The 16,385-nt window shown below is 40.6% G+C and carries 10 protein-coding genes; 3 read left to right on the top strand and 7 right to left on the bottom strand.

Features of this window, described 5'->3' with window-relative positions; translation table 11 throughout:
• Positions 1–647: 647 nt before the first annotated feature.
• From AAZT04_RS08095 to AAZT04_RS08105, 3 genes are all read right to left on the bottom strand, one after another.
• Entirely contained in the window at positions 648–4,373 is a 3,726-nt protein-coding gene (locus tag AAZT04_RS08095; protein WP_434679598.1) for a hypothetical protein, read from the bottom strand.
• 72 nt (positions 4,374–4,445) lie between these two features.
• Entirely contained in the window at positions 4,446–4,712 is a 267-nt protein-coding gene (locus tag AAZT04_RS08100) for a hypothetical protein (protein ID WP_434679600.1), read from the bottom strand.
• 41 nt (positions 4,713–4,753) lie between these two features.
• Positions 4,754–6,175 carry a hypothetical protein gene (locus AAZT04_RS08105; protein ID WP_434679602.1) on the bottom strand — a complete coding sequence of 474 codons (1,422 nt, stop codon included), beginning with the start codon at positions 6,173–6,175 and terminating at the stop codon, positions 4,754–4,756.
• Between the two features lie 1,027 nt (positions 6,176–7,202).
• Here AAZT04_RS08105 and AAZT04_RS08110 point away from each other — a divergent pair.
• Positions 7,203–8,840: an RNA-directed DNA polymerase gene (locus tag AAZT04_RS08110; protein WP_434679604.1), complete on the top strand. Its 1,638-nt coding sequence runs from the start codon at positions 7,203–7,205 to the stop codon at positions 8,838–8,840.
• Complete coding sequence (locus AAZT04_RS08115; RefSeq protein ID WP_434679607.1) at positions 8,837–9,592, top strand: hypothetical protein; 756 nt, start codon at positions 8,837–8,839, stop codon at positions 9,590–9,592. Before AAZT04_RS08110 ends, AAZT04_RS08115 begins: the two co-directional genes overlap by 4 nt.
• Positions 9,593–9,822: 230 nt before the next feature.
• Here the strand turns inward: AAZT04_RS08115 and AAZT04_RS08120 are convergent, their stop codons facing one another.
• Together AAZT04_RS08120 and AAZT04_RS08125 are read right to left on the bottom strand one after the other, a co-directional pair.
• A complete protein-coding gene (locus AAZT04_RS08120; protein ID WP_434679610.1) occupies positions 9,823–12,798 on the bottom strand; it encodes a DEAD/DEAH box helicase in 2,976 nt (991 codons plus the stop codon).
• A gap of 2 nt (positions 12,799–12,800) precedes the next feature.
• The gene (locus AAZT04_RS08125) at positions 12,801–13,595 is read right to left on the bottom strand and encodes a Hachiman antiphage defense system protein HamA (protein WP_434679613.1); all 795 of its coding nucleotides are present in this window, start codon (positions 13,593–13,595) and stop codon (positions 12,801–12,803) included.
• Positions 13,596–14,131: 536 nt separating this feature from the next.
• Between AAZT04_RS08125 and AAZT04_RS08130 the strand changes: the two genes are divergently transcribed.
• Positions 14,132–15,076, top strand: coding sequence for an ArdC family protein (locus tag AAZT04_RS08130; protein ID WP_434679616.1), 945 nt, complete (start codon positions 14,132–14,134; stop codon positions 15,074–15,076).
• Positions 15,077–15,239: 163 nt separating this feature from the next.
• Here AAZT04_RS08130 and AAZT04_RS08135 read toward each other — a convergent pair whose 3' ends face one another.
• Positions 15,240–15,527, bottom strand: a complete 288-nt coding sequence (locus AAZT04_RS08135; RefSeq protein WP_434679619.1) for a hypothetical protein — start codon at positions 15,525–15,527, stop codon at positions 15,240–15,242.
• Positions 15,528–15,634: 107 nt separating this feature from the next.
• Positions 15,635–16,381, bottom strand: coding sequence for a MobC family replication-relaxation protein (mobC, locus tag AAZT04_RS08140; RefSeq protein WP_434680229.1), 747 nt, complete (start codon positions 16,379–16,381; stop codon positions 15,635–15,637).
• Positions 16,382–16,385 lie beyond the last annotated feature (4 nt).

Raw genomic sequence — 16,385 nt, forward strand, 5'->3', positions numbered from 1 at the left:
ATGGGAAGGGGATAAAGACCAGGTGGGGGGCGCTGATTGCCGAAGCGCTCGGTATCGCACCAGAGCAAATCAGGCCTTCGCGTTATCGCTGAGATATTCCCGGCGCAGCCTGATCTGGAATCTGCGCCGCATTTTGTTTATCTGATTGTCATAATCATTTGAATCATGAGAATAATGTTCTATCGTACGCCTCGTCACGTTAAGGCAAATGCCATAGGAGTCTGACTAAAAATTGCACACAGCCCAGAACCATTGACCTGGTGGCTCGTAGCGGCAAACGACTGAAACGTATAGGTGACAGTATCATGAGGTGGTGCTGGGCAGGCTGGAAGCTATTCTGACCCGATGCTTTTAATTAAATAGAAAACCAAAAGCAAAACGCCCGCTTAAGTTTCCTTAAGCGGGCGTCTTTAATATGGCTCCTCTGACTGGGATCGCCTTTGCCAGCAACTGGCTGATAGTTAAGCTAAGCCTGAATTTCCATTATGTCAAGACCACCAGAGTGACCACCAATTTTTCTGCTGTCACGGGCCGCTACTTGAGGTGATTCCTGATATTTAGGAGAAGAAAAACCACCAGCAATTGAGATGCTGGTGGTTTTTCTTTATTAAAGAAGTGTATTTATGACTTATTGTTAAAGATTAGCATTAATCAAGAACCTCCTCAGGAAAATCTATGATATATGATTCAAGATCTTCAGTACTTTGGCTGTAGGATTTTATTAATCCACTTGTTATGAAAGCCTTGAGTATCTTTTCATTAGATGAGCATACTTTTATCGGTGCAGGCTTTTTATCTAATAATATGGATAACTCAGAAGAATTAAGCAGTTTTAGAAATTTCTTGATTTGTACCTTATTCATGTTAGTTATCTTGTTAGCAAATAATTCTACATTATCATCATGGGTAAAATGAGCATCCTTTATTAATATCTCTAACAAGTTAATCGATAATTTATCAGTGTTATCTTTTACCTCGTTGATGTGGCTACTTAAAATGATTAAAATTGTCTGTTGAAGAGTTACTAAAGTGTCATGATTTTCTATGATATAAGGGATGTCATTTATATCTAATTTATTTGTGAGGATATGTCTCTTAAAGAGAGTTGAGTATTTATTATTTTGAATAGAGATTGAAGTATCTAATATCATTGATAGTTTTTCTTTTTGTGAATCATCAATATCTAATTCTAAGGCGTTTAAAATTTCATCTGCGTCACTAACAGCAGATCCCTCTGTATATAATTTTATGTAGTCAATTATGTTTTTATTTATAAAGTACATGAGATTATTAGGGTATTTAGTTCTTAGAAACTCCAGATTCAGAATCGTCATTCGAACTATCTTAATGTCGATTAGTACTTTTAGCTTTGTATCCTGCAGACCAGATATATCAAATGAGTCGTAGTAAAAATCTAATGAAGTTAATATCTCAAGGTATTTTTTATTACTGATTTGTTCGCAAATGATGATCTTGTCGAAGAATTTCTCTTGGATACCATCCTCAATTTCATTGGAGTAGTCTAGTTGTATAGATTCTTCGCTGTCTATAAAGTTAATTATTGATTCATCTAATTCACTATATTGAGAGAAATAGAAAATAATATTCTCAGCGGTATATTCTATTTTTCTTTGGTCTAACAAGTAGGACCACATACTTGATTCTTCAACTTTACTCAAGTCACGCAATTTATTATTTAGTTTTACTATATATGATTTTTTTATTTCCTCACTAATTTCCGATTTATTAATGATTATAATCACTGAGCTTTCAGTATCAGTTATAGTACTCTCACAATTGTCGAGAACTATAGCTATATATTGTTCGATATTCCTATGTATATTTCGATAAAGAAATGTTGATGGATTGCTTAGTAATATGGTGAAGTTTTGGTGTTTGATTTTATCTTCATCTTTACATTTGTATTCATATAAAATAAGCTCTTTTAAATTATGATAGTTAAGTTCATAAAGTGATTCTTTATATACGGCTGAAAATAAAGATGCTTCTGAATCGTTATATGATAAACATTTAAATAGAATGTTTAAATGTTTGAACTTATCAATTAATATTTGAATTTGAGGTTGTTCTATATTTAAATATGTTTTGTGTTCAGATATATACTCTGATAGACAGTCATTATTGTTGACTTTTAATAAAGTGTCTTGATTTGAAAAATAAAGGCTGTTCAGAGAATATGATTTTATTTGTTGTTGTGTATATGATTTTTCATTCAACATCAACCAAAAAAATTCACTCCACTGCTGATTTAATAAAGGGATTAACCTTGAAAGACTGCGTTCAGTGTCCATGTACTCTTTGATAAATCGGAGGTTTTTATCTTTTTTCAGTTGAGAGATAAATGTCTTAAGTTGTGTTGAATGTTGACTCAATGAATCCAAGAGGTGACCCAATAAATCAAAATTTAACGTTTCTTGTTGGCTATAATCATAAAGTTGTAATCGAGTTGCTATTAATGACGGGTTTTTCAAAGCATAAGAGAAATCTTTTCCTTTTTTGTCGGATATACTTCTTAAAAAAGCTTTGTCGCTCCTACTTAAACTATTTTCATAAAAGTATGTTATATAATCACTATATGTTTCATCAATATATCCATTTCTAATGAGATATTTTAATAAATCAAAATATTCACTTCCCTTTATCGTGTTAAATATTTCTTCTTCACCAATCTCATTTATACTAGTAATTTTAAAAATATTATCTACGTTTTCTCTGGTTATTATTTCTTTTAATTTTTTATTTCTTAGCTCTGAAAGTTCTTCTTTGAATTTGCTAATTTGTTCGTTAAGAATATCAGTCTCATCATTTTCTTTTATTTTTATGGCTTCAAGTCGGTTGTTTTTTTCTTGGGTTAAAGATTGCAGCTCTAGGTTTTTCTGTTGGACAAATTTCTGATTATAATTGTTTTGATTTATAGCATTCTGAATGTTTTGAATTTTTGGGTTGTATATAAGTGCAAGTTCATCTGGCGATTCTAAATATTCACTTTTAACATCTTTTATTTTCATTTCAATTGCGGATATTTTCCTTTCAATAACTGTCGTTTCTGTTGTTATGAATTCTGGCTTTTTCTCGAACAATGTGTAAATGTATCCTTGATTAAGTTGCAGTTCACTGAAATCTTTGGGGAATATATTTTTGTATGCAATTATTGCCAGCATCTTATTGCAATCAAGTTCAATATTATTTAATTTTTTATAGTATATGGTAAATTCATTGTATATATTCTTCAGAATCCTAAAGTCATCTACATAAAGAGACAATCCTTGAAGAAAGGTATTGTCAAATGCGGATTTTTCGTAATCATCATTAAATAATGATAAGAACATCTCAAATGAATTACTGCTATCGATCACAGGGATGACAGGAATAATATAGTCAAAGAATTTAGTTCTATCTTTGGAAATAAAAATATCATCCTTGAGAAGATAAAAGAAACGTAGTGGAGGCTTTTTTTCATTGCGCAAATGAATATTTGCTAATGTATTTATTTCTCGCAATCTTTCAAATATTACATTGTTTTCAAATCTGTCAATATCTTCAAAAACAATAACATCAGAACCGATATTTTCAAATAAGTACAAGATTTCGTTTAAATACTTATCGAAATAAGAGTCATCAGGTTCTTCGAAAATTTCAATCTCACTTCCTTGAAGATTGACTTTCTTAAATATATTTCTGCTTTTTTGTTCTCGGATTATTTTATAAATAATGAAGCCTAAACAAATAATTAAAAATGGTCCACTTACCAGTAATGCATATTGGTTAATTGTAAATGATAAAATATCTTTAATGTAGTTATTACTTAACGCATTCACATAGCTTTGCCACTTATCAAATAAACGTATATGGGTGAATGAAACCACAGCAAATAATAAGAAAATTGTATTTGTTAATACATTTATCCGGAAAACTTTCTTTTTTATTTTAAATTTTGTTCTTGGTATTTTTTCTGGTGGTATCTGGTGAATTATTTGATTTAATATTTTCCCTTCCAGAGCTAACCGTTTAGCACTAGGATCACTTTGTGCGTTTGATGAAATAAAATGAGATAAGGAAATGTGAGAAAATGCTTTAGATGGATATTTTGCCTTATAGGATTCGATAAGACTACTTTTACCTGCACTGTATGGCCCTGATATGGCAACATTCTTAATGTCAGGGCGTGAAAAAACGAACGAGATAGCATCTTCATAAATATCAAGATTGACGTCATTGATCGGTGTGAGAGCTTGGAAGTTGAAGGTACTGTTATTTCCTTCATTTGATTCCCTTAGGCTTTTGTTAAGAGCATTATATGCAGCTTTTATCGATTCTAAAATTCGTCTGAATTGTTCTGATTTTGTTGACATTTTTCAACCTGTTAACTTAATTATAAAAAATGTTTGGCAATGAATAAATAAATCCTAAAAATAATTATGATATTACTCCAGCTTCAACCTCTCCCTGAGCTCCTTCACCAGCGACATATCATCCAGCGCCGCGCTAATCTCGTGACGAATTGCATTACTGAACTGCTCGTTACGCTCACAGCCGTCATGATAGCCATGAGACAGCCAGTTCCAGCTCCCGAGAACAATGTTGCGACCATATATCATCAGCATCTTTTCATGAGTACCTTCAGTCAGGCGGACTGCCCAGCCGAACAATTTTAGATTATGTATAAGCGGCAATCCAGCTTTAGACAGCACTCTATAAATGCCTGAATTTTCTATTAAACCCGTGTCGTTTCTTACTGGGTATTCTCTGGGGTAATCTGGTGCCTTACAAATACCGTCTCGAAGAACTCTGTTATCATTTCCTCCGGAGCTATTCTCCCGACTGAAGAGACAAATTCGGCGCCCCCGAATCGATAAAGTTCATAACCTTGTAGCCTTAACTTGCGATCCTCCCTGACCATGGTGGCATAAAGGTCAGGAGACGGCTTTCCGTTCGCTGAGTAATGTTGCTGACCATCTACTTCAATAACAATCCTTACTCGCCCACCAAGTAACATAAGAAAATCCATCCTCTGTCGTTCAAGAATCCTCGGTTTGTTTAGTGTTTCACGTTCCTTTTGACTTAGTGGATCAAGGTGCAAGTAGACCTGCGGAATTAGCGCGGGAAGATTCTTACCATATTTCTTTTGAAAACGCCTGAAATAGGTCTCAAATATCAGTATTTCGCCGGGTGAGCCCGTCATCCTAACTGACTGCAAAAGGCGTTGCCCGAGTAATTTCCTAGCCTCATCTGAATCATTTATATTTTCTCGCCTTTGCCACCATTCCACCATTTCATTCCAATTGAGACCCGTAGTAGGTAAGTCTTCATCATAGACTAAACATTTATCCTCATGACGGGTTATGATGACTTTGTTGTTGATCGCATCCGATAGTAAAAACTCTGGTTTAGGCCCTACTGATGCGAAAATTATATTTTTAACTTCTCCTTTCACACCTTCTACATGATGACGTATTGCATAAACCGGATGACCTGATTGCTGATCAGTAATAGTGGTACTATAACCATCTGATCGAAGTAATTTGTTCAGCTTCCCAGCTAAGTCTCTTTGTTCGTCGCCACGACGGACAACCGGGTCGAGTATTTTTTCTAAAAAACTCAGAAATCTTTTTTGACTGCATTCCAATATCCCGCAGCGGAGTAAAAGGTCTTCATTTGTATAATCATCGTTGTTAATATAATGCTTTTGTAGGTCGCTTTCTAGCTGGGAGCCAAAAAAACGATAACTCGACGGTGCTGTCAGCGTTTCAGTTGTAAAAATATTAAGGCCTTCAAATAGATCAAGATCATTAAAAAGTGGATTGAAGTTATTCAGCAGTTTAAGAATTTCCCGACGTGTGATCTGACTGATGTTCCCGGGAGAGCAACTGCTCATCATCGATAAAACTGAAGAAAGTTCAGGACTTTCGTATTCATCAAGTACAGCTGAAGCAATTTTTAGTAATTCTGGACGGGAGAAGTTGAGGAGGCGCGTATTTACATAGGATTTTTTACTCAAATGGGCTTCGGCAGCATCCTCCTCTGCGACTTCAGTTTGTATACCGAATCTAAAGCATACTCGAGGAACTTCATAGGATTTTACATTCAACCGGATTGTGCCAGCAATTGCATCACGCAATGTCTGAAGCGGCATCTGCTTTTTTCCAGATATCATTATCCCTCCGAATACTTTAAGTCAACAATAAGATACCACATACTACCACTAAGCTTTCTCACAGGTTGGCTATGTCATTCTGCAGGACAAAAAAAATATTAAGCCAGAAATAATTACCGGCCCCGTAGTGGGCTATCATTCTTGGCTAGATTTTTGGGAGAAGGCTAAGAGATCATGGGGGAAGTACAATACGAATGACGGTTAGGTCGGTAAGTTTAAAGGTAGTTGGCACCCCCGCCTGGTATACTTCATAGCGCTGGCTCGGTTTCTCCCTGTCCTCACTCATCCCGGTACCGCTGTGCCCGGGTTCCCCGATATACTAGCCGGTAAATCTCTCCACCAAGTCCCGCGCTTTTTCCAGCGTTATGAACCCTGATTACGGCCACACAGGTACATATTTTAGCGTCATGAACAGCGACTCCACATGCTCGTTATCGTTACTTGCCGGGAAATCGAACCATCAGGCGATACGAAGACGAAAATCACACCACTTATGGAGAAAAACAATGACAAATTTCTTGTATACCTAGACTGGCACTCCCAACACCGTAGCGGCGACCAGCGTATCCCTGCTGGAGCAGTCAAGCTCCTCAAAAATTCTCAGGGTTAGCAATTAACTCTTTAGGGGAATGGTTATGGCGGAGCGATACTGGTGCAAGCATCGAACAATCATGCCTCTAAATAGGGATAGAAACATCCGCTACAATGGGCGTGAGGTAAATGCGTTTTTTATCATAATCTCCGGTTGAAGAAGCAGTTGTATCGATCGATTGAACGCAAAGTTCATAATCGACGTAACCCAGTCTGATCTATAGGTCGGATGCTGCCAGCATCGGTCGTTTCATCCTTTTAGCTTCTAAAAATCATACGCAACCAATTGAATTTTAATAAATTATAGTGTGCATGTGCTAATTTAGTCATCCAAACATGTTGAATGTAAATTATGGCTTATGGTGTTTATTGACTTGCCCCTAATTAGACATTAATCTTTTTTTGATATTAATTGCTAAAATGCTAAGGGAATACAATGGAGTCAGTAAAAATCGATCATTTTATCCGAGCTATTGACGATATAGGTTCTCATGGCGATAACGACATGTTACCTTTTGATATTGATACAATTTTTATTTCAGACTCAAAAGATAAATTGGCTAAAATAGCATTTTGTTTTTTTGAGAGACTTGAAAAGGATGGAAAAACAAATGCTGGAAATATTTTAAACTCGACTCAGATTTATTCAGAAAGATTACTTTCTCCTACTGGTGCCAGTGGCTTTAGGATTTCAACTAAAATTCATCCTTTTTGGAATATTTACCTAAATGGTATTGCAATAGCTATAGCGGAGAAAAATGAAGTCAATAGAAGTCCTAATGCGCATTCATATCGATTTGTAAATAATGGCTCAGGTATTTTTGACAGAGATAAATCATGGAGGGCATATAAAGAAGCTACCATTAAAGATCCAGCATTGGACAAAAATGGTGCTGTAGTTATACAAACAGATATATCAAGTTTTTATGAGCATATATATCATCACCGCATTGAAAATTGTATTAATGATTTATTCGGACCAAGTTCTACTGTCTCAACCCAGATAGATAGACTCTTAAGTCAATTATCATCTGGGCGGTCATTTGGTTTACCTGTCGGAGGGCAATGCTCTAGGGTGCTTGCTGAGTTGCTGATGACTTCAATTGATCAGATACTTACATTATCAAAGCTTAAATGGCATAGATATGTAGATGATTTTACACTAATAGCTGATAGTCAAGCCGAAGCTTATAGAGCTATATCAATCCTTTCAAATGCACTTGCAGATTACGGCCTTTCACTGAATAGAACAAAAACTACAATTCTTAAGGCTCAACACTACAAGAACTTTGTTCATTCACAGCTATTCACGGAGGATGATGAATCAAGTAGGTTAAAAAAAATAGATTTACATTTTGACCCCTATTCTGATAATCCCGTTTCTGATTATGAAGACCTTGTGGAAACAGTAGAAAAACTGAATGTTCAAACATTACTTGACCTCGAAATCCATAAAAGTCAACCTGATACATTCCTAATAAACCAAATAAGTAGAACATTAAAACTTCATGATCCAGCGTTAGCTCTGCAGCTTTGTAGGACATTGATTTCACCAGAGAATCTACACTCTTTCAGAGGTTCGTTCTCAACTATCATAAAAGGAGTTATTTCAATAAGAACAGATGATAAATATAAAAAAATATATAAATCATTGGATGAAATGGTAGATGAGATAATAATTCACTCAGAACATCTATTACTACCTGAAGCTAATTGCTTACACTACTTGCGAGCACTAAGAGTCTCAAGGACAGATAAGAGAGCTTCTTATGTTCATGAAAAGATACAAGAAAGCTCCTCGGAAACTATCAGGAGAGCATGCTTTGAATGTATTCGAAATTGGAGAGATAGACCATCGTTTATTTCTGCCAGAAATAAATGGTCTAACTTCACACCTGAAGTTCAAAGAATTTTATGGCTTGCATCTTTTAAATTTGGAGACGATGGTAGTCATTTTAGAAAACAGGTAAAAAATGCAATCCACAACTCATGGTCTTTAGGGATCGAGCAAAAAGGAAAATCATCATTTAGCGAGGTGTATGTTTCATGGTGCGAAGAGGCGGAGAGGAAATGAGATTTTTAAGATTACCAATAAAGGATCCGAGAACAGTAGCTCGAGACATACCCGGTATATGTGATTTATTATTCCCTCAACTCCTTCCCGCTATAATTGCTCATCTAAATAGAGAGGCTCAGCCTATTCCTGGTTGCACTTGTATAGATGAGGATCTATTTTTAAAAACCTCTACAAACGCAGCTATGCTATTTGAAGTTGCATATGCACGAGCTGAGCAAATGCTTGAGGAAAAAGATGAAGACTGGGACGAATGTTTGTCGGTAGCTTTACAAAGACAGTCTAAGTATTTTGATGCTGTTTTACATGAAAGATTATTAGAGATTGAGTTGCAGATTGCTCATCAAACTGCTAATAATTTAGTAAAGTCAATAAAATTCATTAATAATCAAGTGGATAATGGGCGGATTATCAAATCGCCACTAATTCCGGGCTATCAATGGATAGCGCAAGGATATGGGGATTTTGCAATCGCAGATAAATTAATAGAGGTGAAATGTAGTAGTCGGAATTTTTCATCCTCAGACTATCGTCAAATATTAATATACTGGCTCTTAAGTTTTTCTTCATCTATTGAAGGTGGGGCAGCCGAATGGAAAACTGGAGTTTTATTAAATCCTAGGGCAAATAAATACATTGAAGTCGGTTTTCAGGAGCTTGTGAAAATTGCTGGTGCTGGAAGAACAAAGTTAGAAATATTAGAGCTATTTTCATCGGTTGTTGGTGATTATGCATATAAACTTGGCAATTAAGTTTACATTCCATTGACGTCTAGAGTATACATCGAGGATATGCCCTTAGCTTATATGATATAAGTATAATACTCTCTTCTCAATGCCCAATAACGCGGCTACTGTTAATTAGGTGGTAAAAAAGAGCATTTGAAATTCAACAGAAAATTAATAAATAAGGTCAATTATTGGCTAATTGACCTTATCGCCTAGCTGGTGTGGTTCTTTAACATTCTTAGCAATATTATCTTTTAGGACAGATCTTTTAATGCATTAATATAAACCAGATCGCCTAGGTGAGCTTGCCACCCCTCTGCATGTTGTCGCAACCCCTCCAGAGCTTGGTTCTTGACCATGCCTGCAAATGCAACCGAGCCTTGTTGATGAATTGAATTGCCTAGCGCAACATAAGCTTTTCGATGCCGTAAACCTGACGAGGCAAGAATACATGCGATCTGATTAGGTGCACCAAAGCGCAGATGTTCGCAAAAGTTTGTAACGCCAGGTGCAATCTCAATGCCGTCAGCATGTAGACGATGCGTTAGAAGGTTAATTCCTTGATCTACAAGTGACTGCAGGGTGAATGTGATCACGCGAGTATGAAGTGCAAGTAAATCATCCATTTTTATCGTTAACTGCTGTGACATATCTATGAAGGATGCTCCAGCCATCCAAAGACGAACAAATTCAAAGAATGTACCTTTGACCCGCTCAGGATCGCTGTCTTCCAGGTTAAGGCTCTGCACGATTTCATTTTGGAGTTCGCGGTGTGTCCATGCCCACTCAAGAATAGTCGCGCGCAATTCATTATCTAAAGGATCTATCGGTTCCTGCCAGCGCTCTCGTGCAGGAAGAAGAATTTGCTCTACTGAGTAAAGAAGGCGAACTTTGGCACCTGTCTGCCGGATCCAAGCGAGTTGTCCTGTCTGACGTAAATTAAGGAGCCGGCGTGCTCGTAATTCAAAGACATTGCGTAATAGTTCGAGTTGCCCTTGTGCAAGTTGTTGGGCAGCAAAGGTTTGTTCAGCAAGCTGTCGAGCATGCGTTACAAAATCTTCTTCTCCGATTTCTTCTGAAATCAAGTCAATTAGAGTAGAATCAACACCATCAACTACAGGGTGAATAGGGGCGTTGTGCTCCAGTAATTCATTGTTCAGCACCAAGCGGAATTGTATAAGTTCAGAGTTCAACTGCTGAATAAAACTACATAGAGAACCATGTACCGGCTCGCCAGCACCTTGAATTGCTACCGGTTGTATAAGATGCCATTGATCGGGATTGGCGCAAATCACTAGTCCTTTGGTATTTGTTCCAGCTCTCCCTGCTCGACCGACCAAATTCTTTATGTCACGTGCTAGCATTGCTTCTGGTGGTCCGTTCATCCGTCGGCGCTGTACCGAATAAAGAACCAGACTGCGGATTGGAAGATTGACTCCCTCCGCTAGCGTGCTGGTACATATGACCAAGTGGACATCTCCTTCACGAATAAGTGCCTCAAGTACTTCCCGGGTTTCTTGGGGAATATCGCCATGGTGGAGCACTGCGCCGTGACGAATCGATTTGGTTCCAATCCAGTCGTCACCATATTCGTTTTGCAGGTAGTCAATACTACGTTGCAAGTTATCGTTCCGCGCATAAATGAGCGGGACGGGTAGATTCAAAGGAAGTGCTAATTGCTTAACCAATTCTTCGGCAAGTCCAACCGCACCTTGAGAACCTCGTTTGTTCGCAGCGAAAATAGCAGTCATTCCCATGGGCATGACTTTTCTGGCTGCGGCCACGGCCTGAGTCTTGATGGAGGTGAATGGATAAGTATTTGCCCGGCCAGTGGAGAGCTTTATGTACCTGAAGTTATCAATACTTAACAATTTTTCTATGGCGAATTGTCTCTCCAGGGGTTCATGTGGATGCATTTCAAGGCGAATCGATGTACTCACGCCACTAGCTATCGGTCGTAGTAACGCAAACTCGGCGATTGCAGGACGGTAGGTACTACGTATAACTGTGTTGTCGTTTCCCCCCAACCATGCATTTATTTCTTCGATGTTCGGTACAATTGCGGAGACAAATACAACTCGCGGAGGCAAATCCGCGCGAGCCCGCATTCGAGCCAGAAGCAATTCCAGACCTATACCGCGGCCACCGCTATCAAGCAAATGTCCTTCATCGCATATTACAAGCGTTATCCGCTGCGAAAAGACTGGATCGGCACTAAGAATTCCTGAAAGAGATTCAGGAGTCGCAATGATCGCCCTGATTTGATCCAGACCATGAATTTCATCACCAGAAGGAACGGTGCCTCCATAGGCACATCTTGTAGGTAATCCCATTGCGTTGAGTCTTCTAACCAGTGTTCCTCGTAGCTCGGAAGCTAATGAGCGAAAAGGTACAAGTAAGATGGCAGCCTCATGTGGTCGAGCCGAGAGGTGGGCGAAAAGCAGCGTTTCGCATAAAGTAGTTTTACCCGCACCGGTAGGCATCTGCATGGCATAGCTGTCTACACTCTGCAGTAATCCTCTTTGAATTGCCTGAATTTGCGACGGAAAAAATTCCCATGAAGAGGGCTGACGATCCACAAGAGATCTAACCAATGGGGACCAAAACGTATGTTCTCCATTGGGGAGAACAGCTCTGATATTGGTCTGGTTGAAGCGTGATAACAGACGAGCCAATAGTGTTGCAATAATCCACTCTTCTGGACCTACTTTTAGTGCGGCTTGGACTGCTTCTCGTGATTCTTCAACACGTGATGAAATTTGCGCTAAGTCCCCTGTTTTCAGCTGATTTTGTAGTGTCTGTACCAGTTCAGACCGCAAGTTGGGAGGTCTAGCCAGAAAGTCAAAACATGCCGATCTCACAGATCTAAAGTCCGTGGGTTGGTTAGATTGACGCATTGCCAAGCATGATGAAGCAGGGAAGTCGCCAAAGTAAAAAGAGGCTGCAGCAAAAAGTACAGCATCGTCTTTTGATATACCTAGCTCCCGCAGTTGCACGTCCGTGTTTTCCATTGAGAATTGAAGAAAGGCGTTACCAAGCTGCGCCCAATCTGTAGCTGGAACATCGGGTCTGCTAAGGCTGCTAAACAATTCTCCTACCAACGAAATGTAATAATCTCCAAGACGATTACTGATATGAGCAAGCCCGATCGGCAGCTGCAGGATATTAAAGTTACGCAGTTGTGCGAAGTTTTCAACATCGTTTATCCAGCTTTGAAGTGATGCACGCATGATTATATCGCCGAATTTGTGGCCGCAGTGTATACGGCCGTATAGGTTTCGCGTAGCTCGGGTACGCCGATGACAACCAGTGTGAATTCGGGATCAGTATTATCCGGGGCCAAAGTCAGTTCTGTGTCAAGAAGGTTGTTACATATGACAGCTACAGCTCGAAAGCGCTTTGTTGCAGGAGGATGATCAACCGCGTTGATAAAACGATTAAGTAAAGGTATATCAACATCGCCTAGATCAGTGGTCATTGCTCGCTCGCGTAGCCAGACTAAGGTGCTAGCCAAACGACTAGTTCTGTCTTTTTTGCAATCTATGATTGCATCAGCAATCGGTGTGGAATTCCCTGCCGTAGCTTTGGATTTGACTTCAGCACATAATATGACGTCTTCTGCACTGGCGTGAGGTCGATTTGGCATAACAAAGTGAACAACATCTGATTTTGGGGCGGGTTTAGTGCGGTCTTGTTTTAGCCGCCACTTCTTTGGTCCAATTGCTCTTGCAGGCAGTTCAGCCACGGATTGATAAAAGTAAGTCAGTACCTCACCAAAGTCGCCAGACATAACAGCACCTGCGTCTGGCAAATGTGCTTGCACGACTTCGATTGAAGTTAAACCATGTAGCTCCATTGCATGCTGCAGCGCTACATCTGTGATATAGCAACGCCGTAATGGGATACCCATTATTGTGGACATCTCTGCAGCATGCTGCGTGCTCAGTCGTACTAAAACATAGGGATGTCCTTGCTCTTGCGGGAACCAAGCTATGGCATCTTCGAAATTAAACCCAAGCTCATCCATATAGCCTTCTCTGCTGCGAATTTGATAAATGCGAGATTGCCCTGAATAACGTAAGGCGGCATGACTGTGAATATTTATCCGACTTCCGACAATGCTAGTTCCCTCGGCTGCCAGGCGCGATAGAACTTTTGTTGAAACGTACTAATAGAACTAATTTATACAAACACACAGTAAGTGCAATAAATTCATCTGCTATTCGCTTGAAGCAGAATGTCAGATTTAGGTGTGTTTTACTTTATAACATTACCAATTCAGGTCTGAACTGATACAGCGAAACTCAACTTCTAAATTAAGACCCTCACCCCATTTCACCGCTGCTGGGTAAGGGGCGCTATGTTGCGGGTATGCAGAGTCATATTTTTCTCCCGTGTACTTACCGTTTTCATATCTACCTCCGGTTATTCGTTTCCCAGCACAACCCATCCCGCAAGGGTAAATAGCACGCATTCTGCGCCCTTGCGGGCCGGAACGATGTCGGGAAAGCGAACCGTCAGGCGATACGAAGACGAAAATCACACCACTGACGGAGAAAAACCATGACTATTTTCCTGCATACCCAGACTAGCGCCCCTGACACCGCAACGGCGACCAGCGTATCCCCGCTGGAGCAGTCAGGCTCATCAAAAACGAAATTTTCCAGAACCAAAACCGATATTTATGAGTCAGTAACTGAAAGCATCATTTCTGCCCTTGAAGCAGGCGTTAAGCCGTGGTCCTGCCCGTGGCAGCGCGTACCGGGTATGTCAGGATTGCCTTCAAATTACTCAACTGGAGCTGCTTACAGTGGGATGAATATCATGTTGCTATGGTGCAGTGCCTCAAAACAGGGATTCAGTGATTCGCGCTGGATGACCTACAAACAGGCAAAAGCGGAAGGCGGGCAGGTACGCAAGGGAGAACACGGCACTACCGCCATTTTCTATACGACCCTAGAAAAGGAAAACGACGCCGGAGAAGTTGAACATATCCCGATGCTGAAAACCTTCAACGTGTTTAACGTTCAGCAAATCGACGGCCTGGCCCTGACAACTGAAACAGTCAGCCCGGAAGCAACATTTGACCCGTTGCCGCAGGCTGAGAACCTGTTACGGAAGAGTGGCGCAAACATCATTGAGAAGGGGCAGAACGCCTTTTTCGCACCATCAACCGACGAAATCCATTTACCGGAACGTCGTCTTTTTAGCGATGCTGCCAATTTCTACGCCACCGGCCTGCATGAGCTGATTCACTGGAGCGGGGCAAAAAGTCGGCTGAACCGTGAAATGAAAGGGAAGTTTGGCAGTGAGGATTATGCTTTTGAGGAGTTGATCGCCGAACTGGGAAGCGCGTTCCTGATGGCGGACCTGGGGATTGTCGGAGAGGTTCAGCACGAAAGCTATATCGCTTACTGGCTGAAAGCACTGAAGAACGACAAACGCTATATTTTCAAGGCCGCCAGCGCGGCATCGAAAGCGCATCTTTATTTAATTGATAAAATCTGAGCAGGAAGTGGCCGCAAAGAAATGCGGCTTTGAGTGCTGTGATAGGCTTAACCAGTAACGCTGTAGAGACATGAGTGAGGCGGAGCGCAGCCAGGCGAGCACCGAACAGTCATGTCTCTACAGTGGAATAAAGCAAGTCACACGGACAGGGGGGAATGGGCAGTTATTCTCGGTTACCAGCAACTACCTGAAGCGCAAGCAGCCGCTGTTCCAGGCTATCCAGTCTTTCTTCGAGGTCATGGCTCTTCTGCTCAATATCTTCCAGCGTTTCTGACAGAACATCACGCAGCAGCACAAAATTTGCGTGCAGGGCATAGACAAAATCGTGGCCGCGAACCAGTAATGCTTCGCGTGGTATGTCCTGCAATGCGGAATGCGTCATCCATGTCACCAGCGCTTTTGCGCTCATTTCGGTTAGTACGTCCGAAAGTCGGTCAGTTTCTCTGTTCATTCTGGACTCCAGTCTATTCTGATGATGGGGGAGTATTTCGGTAGGGCATTACTTCCGGTCATTGCGCCGCTGGTGGGCTGGTTGGGGCAGTTGGTGATACAGAACAACTATATGCAGTTGCCTAAATCCAGCCGTTGCAACTCGTCGAGCGTGTAGATGCGGAATACATTCCGGTGGCGGGGTTCCAGCGGAATGTGTTGATGGTTAACGATCACGTGCCTGATACTCTCAAACAGCCGTTCAAGACCGCGCTTTTTCTGCGGGTCCGGCACGATATAAAAAACGTAAATCCAGTCTTTACGGGTTCGGGCAAGCAAATGACTGGCGATGATCGACTGATAACGGGCTTTGGTTTTCAGACGGCGCTCGGTCTCAATGGCGATCACGGTGCCACCGGGCAGCGTAATCAGTCCGTCCGGGCGATGGCTGGTCTGATAACGACTGAGGAAGGTTGTGCGATCGCCGTTTATCCATCCGGATGCGCCTTTTTGCTCAAGAATGATACGGGCGGTCTGATTATCAAGGTGGTGCTCCAGCGTCCAGCCGGTAATTTTTGACGGCTCAAACCGTGCCGGAAAAAGTGTATCGTCGGGGGTTAACACTACGGCCAGTCCGTCACTGGTTATGCCCCACAATGAAATTTTCATCGTGCGCGATACCAGGACATGTTTTTGTATTAAGCCCATACCCTCGACTTTTGAAAGAAGGGAATATAGCGATTTATGGTCTCTGAAGCCGAACAGCAGCATCAGTGTTTTAAAGTCACTGTACGTTTCTTCCTTCAGAAAATTGAGCAGTTTTTGTATTTTTTCGCGATGTCGCGTCTGGCGTTCGCTGTATGCGGTTATCAGCATCATT

The organism is Serratia sp. Je.1.23.a (assembly GCF_051129805.1).
GTDB classification, from domain to species: Bacteria; Pseudomonadota; Gammaproteobacteria; order Enterobacterales; family Enterobacteriaceae; genus Serratia; species Serratia liquefaciens.

Bases quoted from the DNA above. Each gene is read 5' to 3' on its own strand.
- mobC (WP_434680229.1), bottom strand. From the start codon at position 16,381: ATGCTGATAACCGCATACAGCGAACGCCAGACGCGACATCGCGAAAAA.
- AAZT04_RS08130 (WP_434679616.1), top strand. From the start codon at position 14,132: ATGACTATTTTCCTGCATACCCAGACTAGCGCCCCTGACACCGCAACG.
- AAZT04_RS08125 (WP_434679613.1), bottom strand. From the start codon at position 13,595: ATGGATGAGCTTGGGTTTAATTTCGAAGATGCCATAGCTTGGTTCCCG.
- AAZT04_RS08115 (WP_434679607.1), top strand. From the start codon at position 8,837: ATGAGATTTTTAAGATTACCAATAAAGGATCCGAGAACAGTAGCTCGA.
- AAZT04_RS08135 (WP_434679619.1), bottom strand. From the start codon at position 15,527: ATGAACAGAGAAACTGACCGACTTTCGGACGTACTAACCGAAATGAGC.
- AAZT04_RS08095 (WP_434679598.1), bottom strand. From the start codon at position 4,373: ATGTCAACAAAATCAGAACAATTCAGACGAATTTTAGAATCGATAAAA.
- AAZT04_RS08120 (WP_434679610.1), bottom strand. From the start codon at position 12,798: ATGCGTGCATCACTTCAAAGCTGGATAAACGATGTTGAAAACTTCGCA.
- AAZT04_RS08110 (WP_434679604.1), top strand. From the start codon at position 7,203: ATGGAGTCAGTAAAAATCGATCATTTTATCCGAGCTATTGACGATATA.
- AAZT04_RS08105 (WP_434679602.1), bottom strand. From the start codon at position 6,175: ATGATATCTGGAAAAAAGCAGATGCCGCTTCAGACATTGCGTGATGCA.